The organism is Variovorax sp. UMC13 (assembly GCF_014170375.1).
Lineage (GTDB): Bacteria > Pseudomonadota > Gammaproteobacteria > Burkholderiales > Burkholderiaceae_C > Variovorax.
In genome coordinates this window covers 108,675-130,861 of the sequence record NZ_LZZW01000016.1, presented here as the reverse complement: position 1 = coordinate 130,861, position 22,187 = coordinate 108,675, and the positions used below count along the sequence as shown (strand labels likewise).

The following is a 22,187-nucleotide window of genomic DNA, read 5'->3' as shown; positions in this document are numbered from 1 at the left end:
CTTGCCGCCATGCTCAGCATTCACGCCGACACCTCCCATGTCATTCAGCTGGCCGTGGGGCCCTCCTTCATGCTGGCTGCCATCGGCGGCACCCTGACCGTGCTCACGAACCGCCTGGCGCGCGTCAATGACCGCATGCACAAGTGCCGCGACGAGCGCGACGATGCCGATCCGGTCCGCTGCGGCGAGATCGACGGCGAAATGGCGACGCTCAACCGCCGGGCGAAGATCCTCAATGCCGCGGTCTCCACCGGCGCGCTGTGCGGCGTCATCGTCTGCCTGCTCATCGGCTCGCTGTTCGTGGCGAACGAACTCGCGTTGGCCTTCGACCGGCCGGTCGCCGTCCTCTTCGTGGTCGCCATGCTCGCGCTGATCGCCACCTATGCGCTGCTGCTGGTCGAGGTGTTCGTGACCCAGCGCAGCATCCATCCGACCTAGCGCACGGCGGCACGCGGAGCGGCCATCGCCTCGCCCCGATCCTGGCAGGCGGCAACGAACGAAAGCCGATTGACAGGTCCCCGCGCGATACTCCGCAGCCCCTCAGCCTGCGCGAAAGAGCAATGAAAGAAGCCACCGCCTCGATCCCTTCCGTCTCACGCCGCGGCCTGCTGCGCCTGTCGCTGGGCGGCACCGTCATGGCCGCCATGCCCGGCCTCGGCTGGGCCGCCACCGGCGCCGCCGCGCCGGCCTTCACCGATGGCCTGCCGCGCAGCCGGCCCGAGGCGCAGGGCATCTCGCCCGCCGCGATCCTCGCCTTCCTCGACGACGCGGAGCGCAGCGCGTTCGAGCTGCACGGCTTCATGCTGTGGCGCAACGGCCATGTGGTGGCCGAAGGCTGGTGGGACCCGTACCGGGCCGAGCGCCGCCACATGACGCACTCGCTCACCAAGAGCGTGACCGTGTGCGCCGTCGGCATGGCCATCGCGGATGGCCGGTTCGGGCTCGACGACGAGGTGGTGTCCTTCTTCCCCGAGCACCTGCCGCCGGAGGTCAGCCCCCATCTCGCGGCCATGACCGTGCGCGACCTGCTGAGCATGCGCACCGGCCACGAGGCCATGGTGTCGGGCTCGGTGTGGCGGCAGATCCGCACCAGCTGGATCGCCGAGTTCTTCAAGATCCCGGTGGTCTACACCCCGGGCAGCAAGTTCGTCTACACCAGCGCGGCCACCTACATGCTGTCGGCCATCGTCACGAAGACCACCGGGCAGTCGGTGGCCGACTACCTCAAGCCCCGCTTCTTCGAACCGCTGGGCATCACCGGCTACGAATGGGACGTGGGCCCCGAGGGCATCTCGCCCGGCGCCAACGGCCTGAGCTGGAAGACCGTCGACTCGCTCAAGCTGGGCATCCTGCATGCCCAGAACGGCGTGTGGAACGGTCGGCAGATCCTGACGCGGGAGTGGGTCGACGCCGTGCATGCGCCGCACACCAAGGACAGGTACGGCTACCAGTGGTGGCTGGGCCCGCGCGGCGCCTACAACGCCGACGGCCTGTTCGGCCAGTACGCGGTGGTGTTCCCCGAGCAGAACGCGGTGCTCGCGCTCAACAGCGCGCTGCCGCCCAAGGCCGGCTTCAACGCGGGCCTGCTGTACAAGCACTTTCCCGACGCGTTCGGCGACCGCGTGCCCGCGAGCGACCGGGACAACGCCGCGCTCAGGGCCCGCACGCGCACGCTGCAACTGCTGCCGCCGGTCAAGCCCGGCAGTTCGCCCGTGGCCGCGGCCGTCTCGGGCCGGCGCTACGACTTTCCCGAGAACGCCGAGAAGATCAAGTCGGCGCAGCTCGACTTCGGCGCCGACACCTGCACCTTCACGCTGGACGACGAGCGCGGCACGCACACGGTGCGCGTCGGTCTGCGCCAACCTGTGGAGGGCGACACCACCGTCACCGGCAACAAGCTGCACCACGAGTACCAGCCCGAGGTGATGCGCGTGGTGGCCAGCGGCGAGTGGCGCGATGCGCGCACCTTCGTCATGACCTGGACCTTCGTCGAGTCGGCCTTCCGCGACACGGTGGTGTGCCGTTTCGCGGGGCCCTACCTGCGCTTCGACCGCAGCGTGAACGTCAACTCGAGCGCGACCGAGATGCCGACGCTGACCGGGACGCGGGCGAAGGCCTAAGGCGTTCGCGGGCGCCGCGGCTGCGCGCCGGGCGGGCACGGCGCGGCGCGCCGTGTCATCGCGCTCGATGCACCATCACCGCCGCGCCGCCGGCCGACCATGCCCTGTTGCGGCCGCGCGCGGTGGCCGATCGACAGAGCCTCTTCCACCCTCTCGAACGCGAGGCGCGAGCCGTCGCCAAAGTCATTGCGTTGGCGCGCACGGGATAGCGACGCCCGCAGCTGCGTTCTTAGAATTTTTTGGGTTCGACGCGCTGCAGGGCGGCATCGAACGCCGATACCCAAAAAAAGGGGTCGACCACGCGCGCTGGCAGCAGCGCCGGTGCGCGTTCCTCAACAAGAACGGAGACAAGAATGAAGGCTTCCAAGCCTCTGAAACGATGGCAGTTCGCGGCCTCGCTGGCCGCAATGTCGACGCTCGCCGTGGGCCTCGCCGCCTGCGGTGGTGGTTCGTCCGGTGGCGCATCGGCCCCGACCCCCACGGTGCCGCCAGTGGCCACGGGGCCCGACACGCCATCGGTGAAGCCGCCCACGCCCCAGCCCGAAGAGCCGGTCGTGACACCCGAGACCGAGCCGGTCCGCAAGTGGGGCTACATCACGCTGCCCGACGGCAACAAGATGCGCTATTCGCTGCTCCTGCCGCCCGGCCCCGGCCCCTTCCCCGTGCTGGTGGAGTACGACGGCTACATCGCGGGCTCCACGCCCGGGCTCAGCCAGCGTTGGGTGGCCGAAGGCTATGCCGCGATGGGCATCAACGTGCCGGGCACCGGTTGCTCCACCGGCGATGACCATGTGTTCGACGCCTCGACCGGCGCGGCCGGCGCCTTCGCCGTCGAATGGGCCGGCAAGCAGCCGTGGTCGAACGGCCGGATCGGCATGATCGGTGCGTCCTACTCGGGCTACAACCAGCTGTGGGTGGCGGCGCAACGTCCCAAGGGCCTGCTCGCGATCACGCCGGCCAAGAACGTGGCCGATCCGTACCGCGACGTCGGCTATCCGGGCGGCATCAAGAACATCGGCTTCCCGGCCGCCTGGTGGGGGAACTTCCCGCCGATCTGGAGCCAGGCGGCAGCGGTCGCGGCGCAGCTCGACGGCGACACCGAGTGCGCCCAGACCGTGGCCGACAACATCGAGAAGATCAAGCGGCCCGAGCTGGACCTGACGCAGTGGCTCCAGAACCCCTATGCCGACGGCCTCTACGTGCAGCGCAGCGCGTACCTGGAGACCCCCAAGATCGACATTCCGGTGCTGACCAACGTGTCCTGGCAGGACGAGCAGGTGGGGCCGCGCGCCGGCTACTACGAGGACACCATCGCACGGGACAAGATGTGGTTCCTCGGCTCCAACGGCGAGCACGGCACCAATATCACCGACGACACGTACAAGCGCTTCCTCGACCATTTCGTGAAGGGCCACGACAACGGCTTCGAGAAGGAGCCGCACGTGCGCCTGCTGCAGGAGATGCAGAAAACGGGCGTGCCGAACGCGGTGGCGACCTTCGATCGCCTGCCGCTGCCGGTCAAGCCGATGCGCCTGTGGATGCAGGCGGGGGGTGGCCTCGGCGACATCGCGCCGGTCAATGCCTCCCTGCCGTCGACCTACCGCTATCCGGTCAGCAGCCCGGCCGTCAACAACCCGGCGGACGAGGGGTGGCAATCGGTGGCGGCCGCTGACGGCCAGCTGAGCTTCACCACGCCCAAGCTGCCGGAAGACCTGAGCTTCTTCGGCGAAGGCTCGGCCGACGTGTGGATCAGTGCCACCGCGGACGACACCGACCTGCAGGTCACTGTGTCCGAAGTGCGGCCCGATGGCAAGGAGATGTTCGTGCAGCGCGGATGGCTGCGGGCCTCCAAGCGCGCCCTGGACCCGACCCGGACGACCGAACTGCGGCCCTGGCAGATCTTCACGGCCGACGCGCTGCGCCCGCTGACGGCAAACGTGCCGGTGCTGGCGCGGGTGGAGATCCAGCGCTTCGCCCACGTGTTCCGCGCGGGCTCGGCGATCCGGGTGACCATCGATTCGCCCTCGCAGACCGGTTTCTGGGTCTTCGGCCACAACCCCACGCCCTCGACCAACAGCATCTGGCACAACAGCCAGTTCCCTTCGAGCGTCGTGCTGGGACACCTGCGCTACCCGCATGCCGCCGCACTCCCGAGTTGCGACAAGACGCTGCGCCAGCCCTGCCGCGACAGCGTAACCGCGGTGCCGGCCGGCGTGGGGCCGCGCCCGCCGGCCTGAGCTGGGGCCTACCGCCGCGGGCGAGCGGCATGCGCGTCATGCACCTGCATCACATGCTGCAGCGTCAAGGCTGGACCGAGGTGCGACAGCTGGACGGCCGCGGCATCGGCCGATCCCTGCGCGGCCTCGGTGACGCGTTCGAACATCTCCGCTTCGTAGGACGCCACGGCGGCGTCCCAGTCGCCGCCGCCCGCCAGCCGCGCCGCCAGTTCGACCGCATCGCGCATGGCCGTGTTGACGCCTTCGCCGCCGAAGGGCGACATCACATGGGCCGCATCGCCGAGCAGCGTGAGGCCGCGCCGGTGGGCCCAGCAATGGCCCACGGGCAAGGCGTGGATCGGGCGTGCCTCGAAGCGGTCGTTGGCGGCGCGGAAGAGGTCGGTGACGCTCTCGTCGAAGCCCTGGAATTCCTCGAGCAGGCCGCTGCGCACGGCCGCCGGTGAAGCGAAGTCGAAGCGTTGCGCGGCCCAGTCCGCCGGCACGCGGAAGATCGCATAGCCGCGGATGTGGGCGTTGCCGTTGCGTTGCGCGATGATCTCCTTGCTCCGACCCTCCACCCCGACCTTGCCCCGTCCCACGAGCTTCGAGATCGCCGGATGGCTGGCATCGACGTCGTCGATGCCGAATTCGACGAAGGTCAGGCCGCTGTACTGCGGCTTGTAGGGCGAGAGCAGCGGCCGCACGCGCGACCAGGCGCCGTCCGCGCCCACCACCAGGTCGAAGGGCCCGGCCGGGCCGTTGGCCAGGTCCAGCTGCCAGCGCCCGTCCGCCAGCGGCTGCAGTGCGCGCAGGCTGCTGCCCCAGCGCACGCAGCCCGTTGGCAGCGCATCCAGCAGCATCTCGCGCAGCGCGGTGCGGTCGATCTCGGGGCGGTCGCCGGCCGCCGCATCGGGTTGTTCGAACAGCAGCCGGCCCGACATGTCGAGCAGGCGCGAGCCCTGGTCGTCGTAGCGTGCCAGACGCAGGAAGGCGGCCTCGAGTCCGGCGCGGCGCACGGCCAGCAGGCCCGAGTCTTCGTGCAGGTCGAGCGTGCCGCCCTGGGGGCGCTCGAGCGGATGGGCGTCGCGTTCGAACACCGTGGCCTCGATGCCCGACAGGTGGAGCAGACGTGCCAGCGTGAGCCCGCCGGGGCCGCCGCCGACGATGGCGATGCGTGGATGCTTGTGCATTTCGGATCCTTCTCAAAAACGATAGGTGCCTATTTATGTATCAATAGGCTCCTATGAAGATAGAATGACCCCATGAACGATGCAGAGACATTCAATCCCCTGAGGCTCCTCGGCCGCGTGACGCGCGGCTTCACGCGCCTGGCCGACGACGGGCTGCGCGAGTTCGGATTCGCTGTGGGTCAGCTGCCGGTGCTGGTCTCGCTCAAGCAGCAGAAGGCGCTGTCGCAGGCCGAGCTGGCGCGCATCGCCCAGGTCGAGCAGCCGAGCATGGCGCAGCTGCTGGCCCGCATGGAGCGCGACGGCCTGGTCGAACGCGTGCCCGACCCCGACGACAAACGCAGCCGCCTGATCTCGCTGACCCCGCTGGCCACGCGCCGCCTGCCCAAGGCCAAGGCGGTCATGGATGCGCATGCGCAGCAGGTGCTGGAAGGCTTCTCGGCCGAGGACCTTGCGCAGCTGACGGCGCTGCTGACGCGGCTCAACGCCAACGTCGAGCACATGGGCGGGATGTAGCCGGTCGCCGGGGCGCTTTGCTCGACGAATCGGCAGGGTCTTGCGCTGCGATGGTCTCCGGGCGCCTTTAAGCTGGGGCCCATGAACCTGTCCTTCCGACGCGCCCTTGCCCTGTTCCTGACCGTCGTCGTGCTGCTGGGCGCGTGGACCACCTCCTTCAACGCGCCCGCCCGCGAGGGCCTGCAGGCTGGCATGAAGCGCGCGCTGGTGGCCTTCGCGGCCGCGCGCACGCTGGGCGCGGTGATCTCCGTGGCGCAGGGCACGCAGATCGACATCAAGCCCGGCGGCGTGGGCGTGGGCACCACGCCGGGCCAGGTGCTGCAGCCGTTGAACCAGCTGGTGGACCATTTCGCGAGTGCGATGCTGGCGGCCAGCGTGGCCTTCGGCGTGCAGCTGGTGCTGCTTGACTTCGGCGGCAGCCAGGCCGTGGCCGTGCTGCTGAGCATCGCGGTCGTGGGCTGGCTCGCGCTCACCTTTTTACAACAAGGCCGCTACGCGCGCTGGCTGCAGCCGGTGCTGGTGGTGCTGCTGCTGGCCCGCTTCGCGGTGCCGCTGACGGCGGTGGCCAACGAGGCGCTGTACGAGCGCTACATGAAGGGCAAGCACGACCAGGCGCTGACGCTGGTGGAGCGCACGCCGCAGGAGGTGGCGTCGGCCACGCCGGCCGTGCCTTCCAAGGAAACGATGCGTGAGCGCTTCGAGCGCTGGTGGAGCGGCCTGCCGGACCTCAAGGCCGGCTACCAGCTGCTGCTGGATTCCGCGAGCGGCTGGGCCGACAAGATCGTCGACCTGATGGTGGTCTTCCTGGTCCAGACCCTGATCGTGCCGGTGGGCATGCTGTGGCTCACCTGGCGGGCGGCGCGGCTGGCGACGGCATCGCCGTGGCGGGGCGAGCGTGCGGCAGTCTAGAAGTCTGCCGGGACGAACCGGCGCTCGCGCATCCACTTCGTCATGACCCACTTCTCGCCGCCGGTCACGGGCGCGCTGGCGTGCAGGCAGCGCGCATCGACCCGGCCGTGGCCGTCGCCGTACTCGAAGTAGCAGGCATTGCCGCGGATCGGCGAGAAGGCCAGGCCCAGCTGCGGGAAGACGGTCCGGCCGCCCTCGGGCACGTCGTTCAGATAGGTGACCAGCGTGCTCACGCGCTGGCCGCTGCGCGCGATGGACGCGCGGTTGGCGGCATTGGTGGGCGCCAGGTAGTCGTGGTGCGGCTCGCTGCCCGCGCCGGTGGGGTAGTACAGCAGCTGCAGCCCCTCGCCGTTCTCCAGCGGCAGGTTCATCAGCGCCGACAGGCGCCGGTCGAGCCGGGCCACCAGCTCGTTCTCGCCCAGGCGGAAGAACATGCCCCAGCTGGCGCGCCGGTCGCTGACCACGTCGCGGCCGCTGGTCGGATCGACCAGCGTGGAAGGCGTCAGGCGCGGCCGCGCCATGGCGATCAGGGCCTGGCATTCGCCCGCATCGACGACGTTGCCGAGCGCAGCGAAGACCGGGTCCTCGCCGCGCGCATGCACGGCGATGTCGCGGTCGGCGGCGTGGAGGCGCGTGCCCGGCGCGAGGCGCGCCGCGGGTCGCGCAGGGGCCTCGTCCGGCAGCTCGATGGCGTCGACCGGCATCGCCGCACCGTTCTGCCGCGCCGCCACATGGGCCGCGACGATGGCCTGCGCGGCGCGCTCGTTCATGCCCTGTTTCAGCATCGTCGCCACCAGCGCCTGCGGCATCTGGCCGGCACCGAGGTGATGCGCGAGCCAGCGGCCCAGCTCGGGCGAGAAGCGGACGACGGTGCCCATCTCAGGCAGGACCCATGTGCGCGACCCAGCCCTTGTCGCCCAGCGTGAAGCCCTGGCGCAGCTGCAGCGCGCCGCCCGCGCCCTTCATGATGCGCGCGATCATCGGGAACACGCGTTGCGCGTCGGCGTCCTGCATCCAGGGCGCCGGATCGATCTGGTAGGTGTAGCTCACCACCGCCAGCGAATGTCGCGTGTCGGCGGCCTCGAGCTTCACGTCGACGATCTTCTCGCGCTTGAGGTGGGCCACGCAGAGGTCCTTGGCGTGTTCGGTGCCGCGGGCCGCGTAGGGGTGCGGCTTGTAGAAGGCGCGGCCCGCCTCGGTGAGCTCGAAGCGTTTGACCGCGCCGTCCGGGTTCTCGGCGCTCTTGGGCACCGGGACGATGCTGCTGTGCACCAGGCCCAGCTGTTCCATCACCGGGAACTGCACCGCATGGCGCGCGCCGGCACCGGCCTCGGCTTCGCTCAGGTCGATCGGCCAGTCGAACATGGCCAGGCAGAGGTCGCCGCGCTCCGCCAGGTAGTCGTCGAGCGGGCCGGCGAGGTTCTCGGCGGTGGGGGCCTTGGCATCGTGGCCGAGGCCGCAGGCGGCCAGCGCGCAGACCAGGGCGAGGCCTGTCAGCGCCTTGAGCGAGGTGTCGATGCGCGGGCGCGGGAGGAGGGAGCGGAGATTCATGAGGTTTCGGTTGGAGGGGTGGGGAGCCGCCGTGGCGGCTGCAATGCACGGATGCACAGCTTCAATGCAGATCGAGTTCGTCCGCGACCCAGCCGCGGCGTGTCAGGTGCGCGCCCAGGCGCACCTGCATCGTGCCCTCGCGCTGGATGGCGCGCGCGAGCAACGGAAAGGCCTGCTGCACTTCGGGGGCGGTGGCCCAGGCGTCGGTCGCGATGCGGTAGGTGAAGAGCAGCGAGGTCGCGGTGCGGCCGTCGCGCGTCTGTGGCGGGTCCCAGCCGATCAGGCGGTCCAGGCTCAGCGTGGCGGCGCAGAGGTCGGCCGGGTGCGTGAGCGTCTGCGTGGTGGTGCGCACCACCACCGGCACCTGCAGGTAGTGCTGGCGCCCTGCGTCGGTCAGCGCATATTCGCGCGCCGCAGCCAGGTCCTTGCCGCGCACCAGCCCCAGCTGCTCGAGCACCGGCATCTGCTGTGCGTCGGGTTCATGGGAGCCGGCCGGCACGGTGATCGGCCAGCTGTACTTGGCCAGGCACACATGGCCGCGTTGCGCGAGGTAGTCGTTGACCGTCGCGGTGAAATTCTCGTGGCTGGGAAAGCGCGCGGCCTCGTTGACGCAGCCCGCGAGCGAGACCAGCGCAGCCAGCAGCAGCAGGGAGGCGCCGACGCGTCGCATCGGGATCGAGCGGATGTTCGTCTTCATTTCACGCACCGGCCGGTGGTCGGCGCCTTGGCGGGCGGCTGGTAGCCGTCGCTCAGCACGCCCAGGAAGCAGACCAGGTCGGCGATCTGCTCCGGCGTCATGACGGGCGTGGCGCCGGGTGCGCGCGGCTGCGTGCCGCTGGCCAGCGTCTTGTCGCCGCCTTCGCCGGTGCCCAGCGGTACTTCCTCGTCGACGTTGCCCTGCTGCGCGCGCGGCAGGTCGTTGTACTTGCGCACCGTGGCGCCCGGCACATGGGTGGGCTGCAGCGCCCAGCCCGGGTTGGCCCGCGGCGCGCCGTTGCCGTCCGGGTCGGCGGGGTACCAGTACTCGGGGTTCGTGTCGCGGGTGTTGTAGAAGTTGACGACCTGGTCCAGCGAATGGAGCACGCCGTTGTGAAAGAAGGCGCCGCGCGTCGCCACGTTGCGCAGCGCCGGGACCTTGAACATGCCGCAGTAGGGGTTGGCCGTGCCCGGCGTGGCGGGCAGGTGGTCGGTGCGGTAGGGGCCGCACAGCCCCATGTCGAAGTAGGCCGGGTCGTCGTTGGCCGGGATCGGGTCCGGGTTGTTCGGGATCGACCGGTCGTTGCGCGGCGCGCCCAGGGCCTGGTAGGTGAAGTCGGTCATCAGGCCCGAGTTGCCGTTGAAGTTGGCGCCCGTGTAGTGGCAGCCCGAGCAGTTGGTCACGCCGGTGCTGTGGAACAGCACCTCGCCGCGCCGCTCGGCCGGGGTCAGCGTGCCGCCGGCCTTGTTGAAGACATAGAGGTCGTACTTGCTGCTGTAGGGATGGAAGCTCAGGTCTTCCGTCTCCAGCGCCTGGATCGCGCTGCCCACGGCGTCGAAGGCCTTGTCGGTATCGTCGAACACGTCGGCACCGTAGGCCTTCTTGAACAGCTCGGCGTAGCTGCTGCGCTGCACCGCCTTCACCACCGCTTCCTTCGAGGGATTGTTCATCTCGAGCGGGTTGAGCAGCGGCAGCGCGACCTGCGCGGCCATCGTCGCCGCGCGGCCGTCCGCCATGAAGCCGCCACCGGGCGAGTTGCTGGTCACGCCGTCGGGGTTCGGCGCGTCGTCGTCGAAGGCCGGCGTCGATTCGCGGTAGCGCAGCGAGGGCACGGCGCGCACGCCGTACAGCGTGGGGTCCGAACCCAGCTGCACCGACACGCTGTTCGGCGGCCCGTAGGCGTATTGCGGGTCATGGCAGCTCGCGCACGACATGTTGCCGCCGCCCGAGAGGTTCTTGTCGAAGAACACCATCTGCCCGACCTGGGCGGCCGGGCTCAGCGCCGGGGCACGCGGGCCGGCGCCGGCGGCACTGGCGGGGATGGCCGCCGTCGCCACGCTCCTGTCGTCGCAGCCCGCCAGGGCCAGCAGCGCCACCGAGAGCGCCAGGGCCGGCAGGGCCGTCTTTTGCATTCGCAGATTCATCATTCACCGTTGCATCGCGCGAGCGCTGCCTCACGAAAAAAAGTTCCAGGCGGCGCCGCGCGGGCGCCTGCCTGGAACATCACCGCCCCGAAGGGCGGCGTTCGGCTCAGTGCGTTGCCCAGACGTTGGTCTGGCTCGCGTCGGGTCCCACCTGCGGCGTGATCTGGCCCTGGAGCTTGCCCGTGAGGGTGTCGATCTGGCCCACGATGTCGGCGGCGTAGAGCTTCTGCGTGTAGTTGCCCGGGATCACGTAGGCATGGTTGATCGGCCGCACCGAGTCGAAGTGCGTGTCCGCGCTGCCCGCGAATTCCGGCAGGGCCGTGATGTTGGCCGTGATGAAGGCTTCGGTGTACTTGGCGCGGTTCAGGTAGCTCGCGTCGACCGCCGGGTCGGCGATCTGGAACATGTCCTGCAGCGTGCGCACGAAGGAGAAGTGGCTGTAGGCGTCGCTGTCGGCCACGTTCTTCTTGGCGGTGCCCACGTCCTGCTGGTTGGAGATGATGCCGAAGATCGAGTTGCCGTGGCCGAAGTTGCCCGCGGCGTAGTTGCTCGGCGCGGCGGTGGCCGTGGCCTTGCCGTTCGCATCCACCGTCACGGGTGCGGCGCCGGAGTTCTTGCCGCCCGCGTTCCAGCCGCAGCAGGAGCCGTTGCTGCCGCCTTCGCCTTCGTCGTACATCACGACGATCGCGACGCGCTTGTTCGGGTTCTTCCACAGCGCCGAGCTCTGGATCTTCTTGACCACCATGCCCAGGTAGATGTCGGCGCGCATCACGCCGTTGGCCTGGCCGTTGTTGTTGCTCACGCAGCTCGTGTCGCTGCCCACGCCGTGCATGTCGTCGCACTGGTCGGGCACGATGAAGTTGATGTTGCCCACGTCGCCCGTGGCCAGGTCCTTGCTGAACTGGTCGTAGACCCAGCCGCTGGGCACCGGGTAGGCCGTGGCCTTGAGCCAGTCCGCTTCCTGGTATTGCGTGCCGAAGATGGTGCGGTTGGTGGCCGCGAACTCGGGCAGGTTGCGCGCGCTCTGGTAGGCGATCGAGGGGCCGTGCTTGACCTTGTAGAGCCCGTTCACCACGCCGAAGTTGGGGGTGCCGGCGAGGTTGGGCGTCGAGCCGTCGAGGTTGGTGAAACCGTTGAGGCGATTGGTTGCGTCGTAGGTGGCGGTGACGGCCGCATCGGCGATGCTGTCGGCGCGCACGTCCTGGCCGGGGTTCATCGACTCGCTGTAGGTGCGGATGGTGCGGCCCGTCTTCGACATCAGCGTGAACAGGTTGTCGCCCGGGATGTTGTGCACGGTGCCACCGGTCGGGTTGTCGCCGCAGGTGGTGCTGGCCGCGCTGTAGCCGGCGCGGCTGGCGCTGGTCGCGGGCGGCAGCTTGCCCTGGGCGGGCAGGGGCTGGCCGTCGGAGGCCGTGCCGCCGGTGAAGGCGACGTCGGTCACGGCATAGGGGGTGCCGGCGACCGCGCCGCAGCCGAACCAGTTGTCGTCGGTGATGCCGAAGTCGTCGCCACCGCCCAGCGCGGTGTAGTTGGGCTCGGACGGGTTGCCGGTCGAGTAGTAGGTGCTGAGCTGGTTGTACTTGTTCAGGATGTAGTTGATGTTCACGGCCCGCGAGTTGCCGACGATCACGTCGGTCGACTTGTTTTCCTCGATGACCACGAAGATGTTGTCGTAGGCCGGCACGCCTTCCACGTTGAAGGCCGCCTGCTGGGCCTGCGCGAAGGTGATGGGCGCCTGCTTCTGCGTCGGCACCGAGGGCGTGGCGTTGCTGCCGTCGCGGTTGGTGAGGGTCACGCCCGTGAGGCCGACCAGGCGCGGGTCGCCGCCGGCGACCGCCAGGTTGTCGGGGAACATGTCCTTGCGGTCGAGCTTGGTCGTCGCATAGGTGTAGCGGTTGGTCAGCTCGTTGTCCTGGTACAGCGCCGCGTACTGGGTGGCGCCGCTCAGGGTGTTGACGTCGGCCAGCGGGTCGGTGACCGCGGCCGTGCCCAGATTGAAGGCCGGGCCGTTGAGGCGGGCGGCGAGGTTGGCCTTCTCGGCCGCGTAGCTGCTGCCGTTGGCTTCCACCAGGCGCTGTGCTTCGCTCGACAGCGGGCTGATCACGACCTGGCCCACGCCCTGGTCGGCGATCTGCTCGGCCGATGCGCGCAGGATCAGGTGGCTGGCCACCGGCGCGCCGGTGGCGGTGTTGGTCGCGGCGGTGCCGATGTCGGCCACCAGCGGGCCGGTGCTCGTAGTCGTCAGCGTGAACTTGCCGCTGGCGTCGGTGACCGCGGACGCTTCGCCGCTGTCGAGCACGCCGTTGCCGTTGCTGTCGACGAAGACCGTGGCCTTCTGGTAGTAGCCGGCCTTGAGCGTCGGATTGCCCGTGCTGCTGCCCGGCACGAAGCCGCTGGCGGCCACCACGCCGCTGTAGGTCGTGCTGCTGCTCGTGTTGGTGGGCGGAGGCGTGACCGGGACGGAGCCGCTGCTCCCGTCATTCCCGCCGCCGCAAGCGGCGAGCACGCAAGCCGCAATGGTCGTCAATGACGTAAGCCAGACTCTTTTTTCGAGAATCAACATATGGATCTTGGGGGTGTGGGTAATTGGAGGGTTGGGGCTGGCCGCGCGGGAATTCGGGCGTCGTTTTCTTTTCTGAATACGAGGCGCCACGTCGAGGGGCAATGTAGAAATGGCGGGTGACAGTTCTGTGTCAACGGCTCGCCAGTGGCGTCGCAAATTCAGCGGGAACTGGCGGCCAATTGCGCGCCCTATTCCAGTCGTCTGAACCATGCCTGACCTGCAGGCTCAATTAACTGACCGGAAGCTGACTTATTCGGCCTATTGGCTGACCCACGCCTGACGCAATTGAATGGCGCCCAATTTGCGTTGAATTGGAAACAATTTGCAAAATCCGATCCGCGCGCCAATGACGGCCGGTGCGCAGTCCCAGCCTGTTCCGGCAGCGTGTGCCCGTCCTGCCTCCGGCGCCGCATCGGCGCGCCGGCTCAGCCCGCCATCGACAGCGCCCCGGTCTGCTGCGCGATGGTCTTGCGCAGGCAGTCGCGCAGCAGCTTGGCGCTGGGCGACAGCGGCCGGCCGACGCTCCACAGCAGCCCCACCGGCCGCACCAGCGAGGGCAGCGGCAGGGGCAGCACCTCGATCACGCGGGCCTTGTCGAACTCCTTCGAGATCGAGGCCGGCAGCGTGGCGATCGCGTCGCTGTGCGCGAGGTAGCTGCGGATGAAGGACACCGACAGCGTCTCGATCGCGTTGGCCGGCTCGGGCAGGCCGCTGTCGCGGAACCACTGCGACAGCGGCTCGCGCAGCAGCGAGCCCTCGGGCGGCAGGATCCAGGCGTAGGGCGCGAGGTCCACCCACTCGAGGCTGCTCTGGCGCGCCAGCGGATGGCCCGCGCGCACCACCACCGTGGTCTGGTCCTCGAACAGCACCTCTTCCTCGACGCCGGTGTCGGCCTTCTGCACCGGCAGCGTGCCGAGGATCAGCTCGATGGCGCCCGAGCGCATCTCGTGCAGCAGCGCGTCCATCGTCGCCTCGCGCACGATCACCGGCGTGGCCGGCGAGAGCTTCTTGAGCTTGAGCAGGCTCGCGGGCAGCAGCGAGATGGCGGAGGAGGGCAGCACGCCGATGCGGATCTTGCCGGTGACGCCGTGCGACAGCGCATGCAGCTCGTCGCCCACCTCGGCCAGCCCGCGCATCATCATCTTCGCGCCGCGGATCATGCATTCGCCAAAAGGCGTGGGCGTGACGCCGCGCACGCTGCGGTCGAACAGCTTCATCTCCAGGCCTTCTTCCAGCTCGGTCAGGGCCTTGGAAACGGCGGGCGTGGTGACGTTCATCAGGGCCGCGACCTTGCCGATCTGCCGGTAGTCGTCCAGCGCCACCAGCAGCTGGAAGTGGCGCGGCTTGAGGCCGGCGCGGATGTACCAATCGAGCTTCGCCATGGACGGTGTTCCTTCTCGGGTCTGCACCTGGATGGTGCGTCTCCATTTACCAATTGGTTGGGTCTGGCGCGGCTGGCGGCTGCCCATCGCGCAGGAGAGAAGCGTAGCAACTCTCGGGTCAGCCTGTGGTGAGCCGCCGTGGTGCATGCGCTTGCCGCTTTTTCGGGCCTTAACCAGACGGTAAAGGGAAGCGGCTCAATATTCAATTGTCATAAATCGCAAGGCTTCTACGATCCGTCCCCGATCAAGCAGTGTTTTTTCTCATGGACCAGAGGAGCGAGTCGATGGAAGTGATTGTCGTCGGGGGTGGAATCGGAGGCATGTCTGCGGCATTGAGCCTGCATGCCGCGGGCATCGGGGCGCAGGTGTACGAAGCGGCGCCGCAGATCGCCGCCATGGGGCTGGGCATCCACCTGCAGCCGAACGCGGTGCGCGAACTGAGCGAACTGGGGCTGGCCGAGGCGCTCGACAGCCAGGCCGTCGCGATCCAGGAGCTGGCCTTCTACAGCAAGCGCGGCCAGCGCATCTGGAGCGAGCCGCGCGGCCGCGAGGCCGGCTACCACTGGCCGCAGTACGCGATCAACCGCGGCACGCTGCAGGTGATCCTGCTCGAGGCCGCGCGCGCGCGCCTGGGCGCCGGGCGCATCCACACCGGCCACCGGCTGGCGTCCTTCGAACAGGACGAAACCGGCGTCACGGCCCACTTCGTGGACAGCGTCACCGGCGCGGCGCTGCCCCCGGTGCGCGGCGACGTGCTGGTGGCGGCCGACGGCCTGCATTCCGTGGTGCGCAAGCATTTCTACCCCGACCAGCCGCTGCGCTACGGCGGCCAGCTGATGTGGCGCAGCGCGGTCAGCGCCGCGCCCTTCCTGGGCGGCAGCACCATGATCATCGCGGGCCACCGCAACCAGAAGCTGGTGTGCTACCCGATGCGCAACCAGGCCGACGGCACGGTGATCCTCAACTGGATCGCCGAGCTGGGCCAGAGCGGCGACGGCCCGCCGCGCGAGGAATGGAACCAGAAGGTCGACCGCAGCAAGTTCTCCGGCGCCTTCGACGCCTGGACCTTCGACTGGCTCGACGTGCCTGCGCTGATGAAGGCCGGCGCCGAGGTGTTCGAGTTCCCCAAGGTCGACCGCGATCCGGTGCCGCAATGGACCTTCGGCCGCGTCACGCTGCTGGGCGACGCGGCGCACCCGATGCACCCGGTGGGTTCGCAGGCCGGCTCGCAGGCGGTGGTCGACGGCCGCGTGCTGGCGCACCACCTGGCCGCCACGCGCGACAGGCCGCAGGAAGGCCTGCTGCGCTACGAGGCCGAGCGCCTGCCGCCGATGCGCGACATCGCGCTGCAGAACCGCACCCTGGGCCCGGAGCTGGTCATGGAGATCGTCGAGGAGCGCGCGCCCAACGGCTTCGCCCACATCCACGACGTGCTGAGCGCCGAAGACCTGCAGGAGCGTGCCGATGCCTTCAAGCGGCTCGCGGGCTTCGCGGTCGAGAGCCTCAACAACCGGCCTTCCTACAGCGTCGCGCGGCCCTGAGATCGCGCAGCTGTTCCTTCACTTTCCGTTACCACACCTCAGAAAGCCAGCCATGCCTCCACGCTTCAAGCCGATCCGCTCGCTGACCGCCGCGCTGTTTCTCGCAGCCTGCGCGGTGTCGGGCTTCGCGCAGCCACAACCACCCGCAGCCCAACCCGCGAGCACGATCGAATCGCGCCTGAAGACCGAGCTGCTCGCGCTCGGCTTCGCCGACGGCCAGCTGCCAGTGCTCAAGCCGGCCTTCGGCAACTACGTCGATGCGGTCAAGGTCGGCAACATGCTCTACCTGTCGAGCGCCGCGCCGCAGCGCCCCGACGGCCAGTTCGTCAAGGGCCGGGTGCCCGACCAGGTCGGCGTGGCCGACGCGATGGTCGCGGCGAAGCTGGCCTGCGTGCGGCAGATCGCGCGCCTGAAGCTGGTGCTGGGCGACCTGAACCAGGTCCAGCGCATCGTCTACGTGCGCGGCAAGGTCTATTCGCAGCCCGACTTCACCGACCAGACCAAGGTGACCGACGCCTGCTCGGCGCTCTACGTGTCGGTCTTCGGCGATGCCGGCCGCCATGCGCGCACCACCGAGGGCATCGTGGCCGGCCCCTTCGGCGTGGCGGTGGAGATGGAGACCTTCGTTGAACTGAAACCGACGGCGACGCTGGTGTCCGCCGCACCCGAGGAGAAGAAGTGAGCCCGCGTTCCACCCCCCGATTCGTCCGCCTCGCGGCCGGCCTGCTGTGCGGCCTCGCGCTGGTCGGCGGCGCCCTGGCCCAGACCACCACCAAGATCGGCTTCCAGGCCGGCCTCACCGGCCCCGCCGCGGCCGACGGCAATGCCGGGCTGGCCGCGGCCAAGCTCGCGGTCGAGCAGATCAACGGTGCCGGCGGTTTGAACGGCAAGACGCTCGAACTGGTGGTCTACGACGACCAGGGCAAGCCCGAGCAGGCCGTGCCCATCGCCAACCGCATGGTGGGTGACGGCGTGCGCGCCGTGGTGTCGGCCGGCTTCTCCGGCCCCTCGCGCGCGGCCGCGCCGGTGTTCCAGAAGGCCAAGATCCCCTACATCGCCTCGATCGCCTTCGCGCCCGAGATCACGCGCACCGGCAACTACATGTTCCGCGTGACCAGCGTGGGCGAGGTGCAGGGCCGGGCCGCGGCCAAGCTGGTGGGCGAGGTGCTGCGCAAGAAGCGCACCGTGCTGCTGACCATCAAGACCGACTTCGGCAAGACCCTGGCCGCGGGCTTCAAGGAGGCCGCGCCCAAGTTCGGCGTGCAGCTGTTGAAGGAGTATGAGTACGCGCCCAGCGACCGCCAGTTTGGCCCGCTGATCGCGAGCATCAAGGCCGACAACCCCGAGGTGATCTACGCCACCGGCTTCTACTTCACCGCCGGCCCGCTGGTCGCGCAGCTGCGCAGCGCGGGCATCACGGCCGACGTGGTGGGCGCCGAGTCGCTGAGCTCGCAGCAGTACATCGACATCGCGGGCCAGGCCGCCGAAGGCACGGTCATCACCAACGTGATCGACTGGGGCTCGCAGCTGCCCGAGATCGCCGACTTCCTCAAGGCCTACGAGAAGGCGACCAACAGCAAGGCCGAGGCCGCCGCCACCTCGACCCACGCGGCCGTGACCACGCTGGCCGCCGCGATCCGCAAGGCCAAATCGGACGAGCCCGAGAAGATCCGCGCCGCGCTGGAAAGCACCGAGGTGATGACCGCCATCGGCCGCATCAGCTTCAACAAGCTGCACGAAGTGAAGAAGAGCTTCCCGCTGAGCATCGTGCGCAACGGCAAGTGGGAACGCTTCGGCGTGATCGACGACGCCGCGCTGCTGGCGCCGCCCGAGCAATGAGCCTGTTCCTCAACCTCTCCTCGCAGGGGCTGATCAACGGCGCGGTCTACGCGCTGATCGCGATCGGCCTGGCGATGGTGTTCGGGCTGCTGCGCATCCTGCACATCGCGCATGCGGGGCTGTTCGCGCTCGGCGGCTACCTGGGGCTGGTGATCACCAACGCCACCGGCAGCTTCGCGCTCGGGCTGGTGCTGTCGATGGCGCTGGTCGCCGTCTGCGGCGTGCTGATGTACCGCCTGTGCTACGAGCCCATCCTCGACCAGCCGCCCTACGTGCCGCTGATCGCCTCGGTCGGCATGTTCCTCGCGATCGAGGAGCTGCTGCGGCTGGTGTTCGGCGACCACGGCCTGTCGTACCACGTGCCGCCGCTGGCCGGCGCCATCGAGGTGGGCAGCATGCGCATCAAGTACGCCGAGATCGCGGTGGTGGTGATGGCCTGCGTGCTGCTGGGCGGGCTGGCGCTGTTCGCCACCCGCACCCGCATCGGCATGGCCTGGCGCGCGACCGTGAGCGAGCCGCGCATGGCGGCCTCGTGCGGCGTGAGCCTGCGCCAGGTGCGCTACCTGAACTTCGCCATCGGCTCGGCCTTCGCCGCCGCCGCGGGCGTGATGGTGGGCGTGCTCAACAACCTGGTCGAGCCCTCGATGGGCGCGGTGCCCAGCTACAAGGCGCTGGCCATCATCGTGCTGGGCGGCCTGGGCAACATGGGCGGCACCCTGGTCGCGGCGCTGCTGCTGGGCCTGGTCGAAGCCTTCGGCGCGACCTACCTCTCGAACTACCTCGACCGCGACAGCATCGCGTTCGCGGCCATGCTGTGCGTGCTGCTGATCAGGCCCGAAGGCCTGTTCTCGGGGCCCGCGCGCGCCACCGGCGGGCTCGCCAAGACACTGCAACTGAAGGGAGCGGCCAAGTGGGTGCTTACGAAACGTCCATCCTGACCTTGGTGGCGATCAACGTGATCCTCGCGCTGAGCCTGAACCTGATCTCCGGCCTCTGCGGCCAAGTCAGCCTGGGCCACGCCGCCTTCTTCGGCGTCGGTGCCTACGCCACGGCCCTGCTGGCCAAGGCCGGCTTCGGCCTCGGGTTCACGCTGCCGCTGGCGCTGCTGGCGGCCGGCGCCTTCGGGCTGGTGGTGGGCTTCTGCAGCCTGCGGGTGCGCGACGACTTCCTGGCCATCGCGACCATGGCGGCGGGCTTCCTGTTCCTCGGCGTGGTGCGCACCAGCGACGCGCTGGGCGGCGAGCTCGGCATCTCGCAGATCCCCGAGACCGCGCTGGGCGACTTCTTCCCCTACTTCGTGGTGCTGTGCGCCGTGGCCGCGGCCCTGTTCTGCGCCTGGGTCAAGAAGAGCTGGCTGGGCTATGCCTTCGAGGCCGTGGCGGCCGACGAGATCGCCGCGCGTAGCCTGGGCATCGACACGCCGCGCTTCAAGCTGGCGGCCTTCGCGCTCGGCACCGCGCTGGCCGGCGTGGCCGGTTGCCTCTATGCCTACTACCTGGGCACGGTGGGCGCCGAGGCCTTCGGCTTCCCGGTGTCGGTGATGATCCTCGCGATGGTGGTGATCGGCGGCATGGGCTCGATCTGGGGTTGCGTGATCGCCGCCACCCTGCTGACGCTGATGCCCGAATGGTTCCGCTTCATCAACGACTACAAGCTGCTGGTCTTCGGCCTGCTGCTGTTCATGATGATGCGCTTCGTGCCCGGCGGCCTGTTCCCGCTGGTGCTGCGCCAGGCCGCGCGGTTGCGCGGAGGGAGGACGGCATGAGCGCAAAGCTGCAAGCCAAGGCCGGCGGCGAACTGCTGGTGATCGACGACGTGGGCGTGCGCTTCGGCGGCATCGTCGCGGTCGACGGCGTGTCCTTCGCGGTGCGCGACGGCGAACTGCTGGGCCTGCTCGGCCCCAACGGCGCGGGCAAGACCACGCTGCTGCGGCTGATCTCCGGCGTGGTCGATCCGACCGCGGGCGCGGTGCGCTTTCGCGGCGAGACGCTCAACGGCCTCAATGCCGCCAGGCGCGCGCAGCGCGGCATCGCGCTGTCGCACCAGATCGTGCGGCCCTTCCGCAGCATGACGCTGCTGGAGAACGTGGTGCTCGCGGCCGGTTCGGCCATCACCCGCACGCCCTGGCGCGCGCTGGCCACCGTGGACCGCCGCCCGCTGCGCGACGAAGCCATGCGCTGCCTGGAGATGGTGGGCATCGCCGCGCTGGCCGACAAGCTGCCCACGGCGCAGCCGCTGGGCGTGCTCAAGCGGCTCGAGGTGGCGCGCGCGCTGGCCACGCGGCCACAACTGCTGCTGCTGGACGAGCCGCTGGCCGGGCTGGGCCACGGCGAGGCGCTGCGCCTGGCCGACCTGATCCGCTCGCTCAACCAGGGCGGCGTGACCATCGTGCTGATCGAGCACAACCTGGCCGAGGTGATGCGGATCTGTCCGCGCATCGTGGTGCTGAACAACGGCCGGAAGATGGCCGACGGGCCCGCCGCCGAGGTCATGGCCGACCCGGCCGTGATCGAGGCCTACCTGGGCGAAGGAGCCGCACTTGCTGAACATTGACAACCTCTCCTGCGGCTACGGCTCGGCCGTGGTGCTGCACGGGCTGAACCTGCAGGTCAACGCGGCCGAGGTGGTCGCGCTGATCGGCCCCAACGGCGCGGGCAAGACCTCGACGCTGCAGTGCATCGCGGGCCATGTGCGCGCGCAGTCGGGCACGGTGCACTTCAACGGCAAGGACCTGGCGCCGCTGCCGCCGCAGAAGCGCGTGCTCGAAGGCATCGCGCTGTCGCCCGAGGGCCGCAAGCTGTTCGGCGACATGACGGTGCGCGAGAACCTGGTGGTGGGCGGCTACAGCCGGCCGCGCGAGGCCACGGCGCGCAACATCGAACGCGTGCTCGACCTGTTCCCCCGCCTGGCCGAGCGCTTCGACTCGCTGGGCCGCACGCTGTCGGGCGGCGAGCAGCAGATGGTGGCGATCGGCCGCGCGCTGATGGCCGAGCCCAGGCTGCTCTTGATCGACGAACTGTCGCTGGGCCTGATGCCCAAGAACGTCGACATCTGCTACCAGGCGCTGCAGAAGCTGCGCGGCGAGGGCATCGCGGTGCTGCTGGTCGAGCAGAACCTGTCGAAGGCGCTGGCCTTCTCCGACCGCGCCTATGTGCTGGATTCGGGCCGGCTGGTCTGGTCGGGCACCTCGGAGGCCGCGCGCGCGCGGCGCGACCTGGTCGAGTCCATCCTGGGCCACGCCGCCAGCGCGGACGCCGCCCCTGCATCCCACGAGGAACTGACTTCATGACGACCCACCACGCCATCGATGCGCTCTACGTGCGCTACCAGGTCCGCGACCTGGCCGTGATGGAAAGCTTCCTGCGCGACTTCGGCATGGTGCCGGCCACGGCCAGCGACGGCCATCGCCTGTTCATGCGCGGCACCGGCGAGGCGCCCTTCGTCTACGAGGCGGTGCGGGGAGACGACAACCGCTTCCTGGGCGCGGGCTTCAGCGTGGCCGATGCCGCCACGCTCGAGCGGCTCGCGGCCCTGCCGGGCTCGGGCCCGGTCGAGCCCGCGACCGGCGTGCCCGGCGGCGGCCAGCGGGTGCGCATGCGCATGCCCGACGGCTTCGAGATCGATGCGGTGCACGGCGCCGCGCCCGCCGCGCCGCTGCCGGTGCGCGACGCGATCCCGCTCAACACGGCGCAGGCCAAGCCGCGGGTCAACACCGCCGTGCGCATCGCGCGCCAGGCCTCGCCGGTCAAGCGCCTGGGGCACTTCGTGCTGCACGTGAGCGACCACCAGGCCTCGGTCGCCTGGCTGCAGCAGCGCTTCGGGCTGATCGCCTCGGACTACCTGGCGATTCCCGACGCCCCGACGCAACCCATCGGCACCTTCCTGCGCGTGGACCACGGCGACGCGCTGGTCGACCACCACTGCATGCTGGTGCTGGGCACCGACCGGCCCGGCGTGCACCACTGCTCCTTCGAAGTGAGCGACCTCGATGCGGTGATGTCCGCGCACGACTTCCTGCTGGAGCGCGGCCACACGCTGGACTGCGGCGTGGGCCGGCACCTGCTGGGCAGCCAGATCTTCGACTACTGGCGCGACCCCTTCGGTTTCCGCATCGAGCACTACACCGACGGCGACGTGGTCAACGGCACGCACGTGCCCACCATCTTCGCCGGCACCGCCGACCAGACCACGCAGTGGGGCGCCAAGCCGCCCGCCGATTTCTTCGAGTGATCCGCCCGGATC

At 69.5% G+C, this 22,187-nt stretch carries 20 protein-coding genes; 13 read left to right on the top strand and 7 right to left on the bottom strand.

The features are described 5' to 3' along the window. Positions 1-9 precede the first annotated feature (9 nt). The 3 genes from A9977_RS13795 (at position 10) to A9977_RS13785 (ending at position 4,357) form a co-directional block, all read left to right on the top strand. Positions 10-438, top strand: a complete 429-nt coding sequence (locus tag A9977_RS13795) for a DUF2721 domain-containing protein (RefSeq protein WP_183025412.1) — start codon at positions 10-12, stop codon at positions 436-438. Between the two features lie 122 nt (positions 439-560). Beyond that, entirely contained in the window at positions 561-2,120 is a 1,560-nt protein-coding gene (locus A9977_RS13790; protein ID WP_183025411.1) for a serine hydrolase, read from the top strand. Positions 2,121-2,473: 353 nt separating this feature from the next. Beyond that, complete coding sequence (locus A9977_RS13785; protein WP_259651963.1) at positions 2,474-4,357, top strand: CocE/NonD family hydrolase; 1,884 nt, start codon at positions 2,474-2,476, stop codon at positions 4,355-4,357. An 8-nt stretch (positions 4,358-4,365) separates the two neighbouring features. Here A9977_RS13785 and A9977_RS13780 read toward each other — a convergent pair whose 3' ends face one another. Continuing rightward, entirely contained in the window at positions 4,366-5,526 is a 1,161-nt protein-coding gene (locus tag A9977_RS13780; protein WP_183025410.1) for an NAD(P)/FAD-dependent oxidoreductase, read from the bottom strand. Positions 5,527-5,598: 72 nt separating this feature from the next. On the opposite strand from A9977_RS13780, the gene A9977_RS13775 reads away from it, so the two are divergent. Together A9977_RS13775 and A9977_RS13770 are read left to right on the top strand one after the other, a co-directional pair. After that, positions 5,599-6,039 (top strand): MarR family winged helix-turn-helix transcriptional regulator, encoded by a 441-nt coding sequence (locus tag A9977_RS13775; RefSeq protein WP_183025409.1) that lies wholly within the window; start codon positions 5,599-5,601, stop codon positions 6,037-6,039. Between the two features lie 81 nt (positions 6,040-6,120). Next, on the top strand, positions 6,121-6,948 hold the full coding sequence (locus A9977_RS13770) for a hypothetical protein (protein ID WP_183025408.1): 828 nt from the start codon (positions 6,121-6,123) through the stop codon (positions 6,946-6,948). Here A9977_RS13770 and A9977_RS13765 read toward each other — a convergent pair. From A9977_RS13765 to A9977_RS13740, 6 genes are all read right to left on the bottom strand, one after another. Beyond that, the gene (locus A9977_RS13765) at positions 6,945-7,826 is read right to left on the bottom strand and encodes a 2OG-Fe(II) oxygenase (RefSeq protein WP_183025407.1); all 882 of its coding nucleotides are present in this window, start codon (positions 7,824-7,826) and stop codon (positions 6,945-6,947) included. The two genes, A9977_RS13770 and A9977_RS13765, sit on opposite strands and share 4 nt — an antisense overlap. A 1-nt stretch (position 7,827) precedes the next feature. After that, positions 7,828-8,499, bottom strand: coding sequence for a hypothetical protein (locus A9977_RS13760; protein ID WP_183025406.1), 672 nt, complete (start codon positions 8,497-8,499; stop codon positions 7,828-7,830). Positions 8,500-8,560: 61 nt separating this feature from the next. After that, positions 8,561-9,196, bottom strand: coding sequence for a hypothetical protein (locus tag A9977_RS13755; protein ID WP_259651962.1), 636 nt, complete (start codon positions 9,194-9,196; stop codon positions 8,561-8,563). Further along, positions 9,193-10,608 (bottom strand): cytochrome-c peroxidase, encoded by a 1,416-nt coding sequence (locus A9977_RS13750; RefSeq protein ID WP_183025405.1) that lies wholly within the window; start codon positions 10,606-10,608, stop codon positions 9,193-9,195. The genes A9977_RS13755 and A9977_RS13750 overlap by 4 nt, the downstream gene beginning before the upstream one ends. Positions 10,609-10,726: 118 nt before the next feature. Next, positions 10,727-13,183 carry a phosphoesterase gene (locus A9977_RS13745; RefSeq protein ID WP_183025404.1) on the bottom strand — a complete coding sequence of 819 codons (2,457 nt, stop codon included), beginning with the start codon at positions 13,181-13,183 and terminating at the stop codon, positions 10,727-10,729. A gap of 425 nt (positions 13,184-13,608) precedes the next feature. Continuing rightward, on the bottom strand, positions 13,609-14,565 hold the full coding sequence (locus tag A9977_RS13740) for a LysR substrate-binding domain-containing protein (RefSeq protein WP_183025403.1): 957 nt from the start codon (positions 14,563-14,565) through the stop codon (positions 13,609-13,611). A 263-nt stretch (positions 14,566-14,828) separates the two neighbouring features. On the opposite strand from A9977_RS13740, the gene A9977_RS13735 reads away from it, so the two are divergent. Genes A9977_RS13735 through A9977_RS13700 form a run of 8 tightly spaced genes read left to right on the top strand, consistent with a single transcriptional unit; the run spans position 14,829 to position 22,175 of the window. Beyond that, entirely contained in the window at positions 14,829-16,106 is a 1,278-nt protein-coding gene (locus A9977_RS13735) for a flavin-dependent oxidoreductase (RefSeq protein ID WP_310936132.1), read from the top strand. 52 nt (positions 16,107-16,158) lie between these two features. After that, a complete protein-coding gene (locus A9977_RS13730) occupies positions 16,159-16,788 on the top strand; it encodes a RidA family protein (protein ID WP_183025401.1) in 630 nt (209 codons plus the stop codon). Then, on the top strand, positions 16,785-17,945 hold the full coding sequence (locus A9977_RS13725; RefSeq protein ID WP_183025400.1) for an ABC transporter substrate-binding protein: 1,161 nt from the start codon (positions 16,785-16,787) through the stop codon (positions 17,943-17,945). The genes A9977_RS13730 and A9977_RS13725 overlap by 4 nt, the downstream gene beginning before the upstream one ends. Next, a complete protein-coding gene (locus A9977_RS13720; RefSeq protein WP_183025399.1) occupies positions 17,942-18,883 on the top strand; it encodes a branched-chain amino acid ABC transporter permease in 942 nt (313 codons plus the stop codon). Before A9977_RS13725 ends, A9977_RS13720 begins: the two co-directional genes overlap by 4 nt. Further along, positions 18,856-19,710 (top strand): branched-chain amino acid ABC transporter permease, encoded by an 855-nt coding sequence (locus A9977_RS13715; RefSeq protein ID WP_310936131.1) that lies wholly within the window; start codon positions 18,856-18,858, stop codon positions 19,708-19,710. Before A9977_RS13720 ends, A9977_RS13715 begins: the two co-directional genes overlap by 28 nt. Continuing rightward, entirely contained in the window at positions 19,707-20,498 is a 792-nt protein-coding gene (locus A9977_RS13710) for an ABC transporter ATP-binding protein (protein ID WP_183025398.1), read from the top strand. The genes A9977_RS13715 and A9977_RS13710 overlap by 4 nt, the downstream gene beginning before the upstream one ends. After that, positions 20,485-21,234: an ABC transporter ATP-binding protein gene (locus A9977_RS13705; protein WP_183025397.1), complete on the top strand. Its 750-nt coding sequence runs from the start codon at positions 20,485-20,487 to the stop codon at positions 21,232-21,234. The genes A9977_RS13710 and A9977_RS13705 overlap by 14 nt, the downstream gene beginning before the upstream one ends. Beyond that, complete coding sequence (locus tag A9977_RS13700) at positions 21,231-22,175, top strand: VOC family protein (RefSeq protein WP_220811765.1); 945 nt, start codon at positions 21,231-21,233, stop codon at positions 22,173-22,175. The genes A9977_RS13705 and A9977_RS13700 overlap by 4 nt, the downstream gene beginning before the upstream one ends. The last annotated feature ends 12 nt before the right edge of the window (positions 22,176-22,187 follow it).

Bases quoted from the DNA above. Each gene is read 5' to 3' on its own strand.
- A9977_RS13795 (WP_183025412.1), top strand. From the start codon at position 10: ATGCTCAGCATTCACGCCGACACCTCCCATGTCATTCAGCTGGCCGTG.
- A9977_RS13790 (WP_183025411.1), top strand. From the start codon at position 561: ATGAAAGAAGCCACCGCCTCGATCCCTTCCGTCTCACGCCGCGGCCTG.
- A9977_RS13785 (WP_259651963.1), top strand. From the start codon at position 2,474: ATGAAGGCTTCCAAGCCTCTGAAACGATGGCAGTTCGCGGCCTCGCTG.
- A9977_RS13780 (WP_183025410.1), bottom strand. From the start codon at position 5,526: ATGCACAAGCATCCACGCATCGCCATCGTCGGCGGCGGCCCCGGCGGG.
- A9977_RS13775 (WP_183025409.1), top strand. From the start codon at position 5,599: ATGAACGATGCAGAGACATTCAATCCCCTGAGGCTCCTCGGCCGCGTG.
- A9977_RS13770 (WP_183025408.1), top strand. From the start codon at position 6,121: ATGAACCTGTCCTTCCGACGCGCCCTTGCCCTGTTCCTGACCGTCGTC.
- A9977_RS13765 (WP_183025407.1), bottom strand. From the start codon at position 7,826: ATGGGCACCGTCGTCCGCTTCTCGCCCGAGCTGGGCCGCTGGCTCGCG.
- A9977_RS13760 (WP_183025406.1), bottom strand. From the start codon at position 8,499: ATGAATCTCCGCTCCCTCCTCCCGCGCCCGCGCATCGACACCTCGCTC.
- A9977_RS13755 (WP_259651962.1), bottom strand. From the start codon at position 9,196: ATGAAGACGAACATCCGCTCGATCCCGATGCGACGCGTCGGCGCCTCC.
- A9977_RS13750 (WP_183025405.1), bottom strand. From the start codon at position 10,608: ATGCAAAAGACGGCCCTGCCGGCCCTGGCGCTCTCGGTGGCGCTGCTG.
- A9977_RS13745 (WP_183025404.1), bottom strand. From the start codon at position 13,183: ATGTTGATTCTCGAAAAAAGAGTCTGGCTTACGTCATTGACGACCATT.
- A9977_RS13740 (WP_183025403.1), bottom strand. From the start codon at position 14,565: ATGGCGAAGCTCGATTGGTACATCCGCGCCGGCCTCAAGCCGCGCCAC.
- A9977_RS13735 (WP_310936132.1), top strand. From the start codon at position 14,829: ATGGACCAGAGGAGCGAGTCGATGGAAGTGATTGTCGTCGGGGGTGGA.
- A9977_RS13730 (WP_183025401.1), top strand. From the start codon at position 16,159: ATGCCTCCACGCTTCAAGCCGATCCGCTCGCTGACCGCCGCGCTGTTT.
- A9977_RS13720 (WP_183025399.1), top strand. From the start codon at position 17,942: ATGAGCCTGTTCCTCAACCTCTCCTCGCAGGGGCTGATCAACGGCGCG.
- A9977_RS13710 (WP_183025398.1), top strand. From the start codon at position 19,707: ATGAGCGCAAAGCTGCAAGCCAAGGCCGGCGGCGAACTGCTGGTGATC.
- A9977_RS13700 (WP_220811765.1), top strand. From the start codon at position 21,231: ATGACGACCCACCACGCCATCGATGCGCTCTACGTGCGCTACCAGGTC.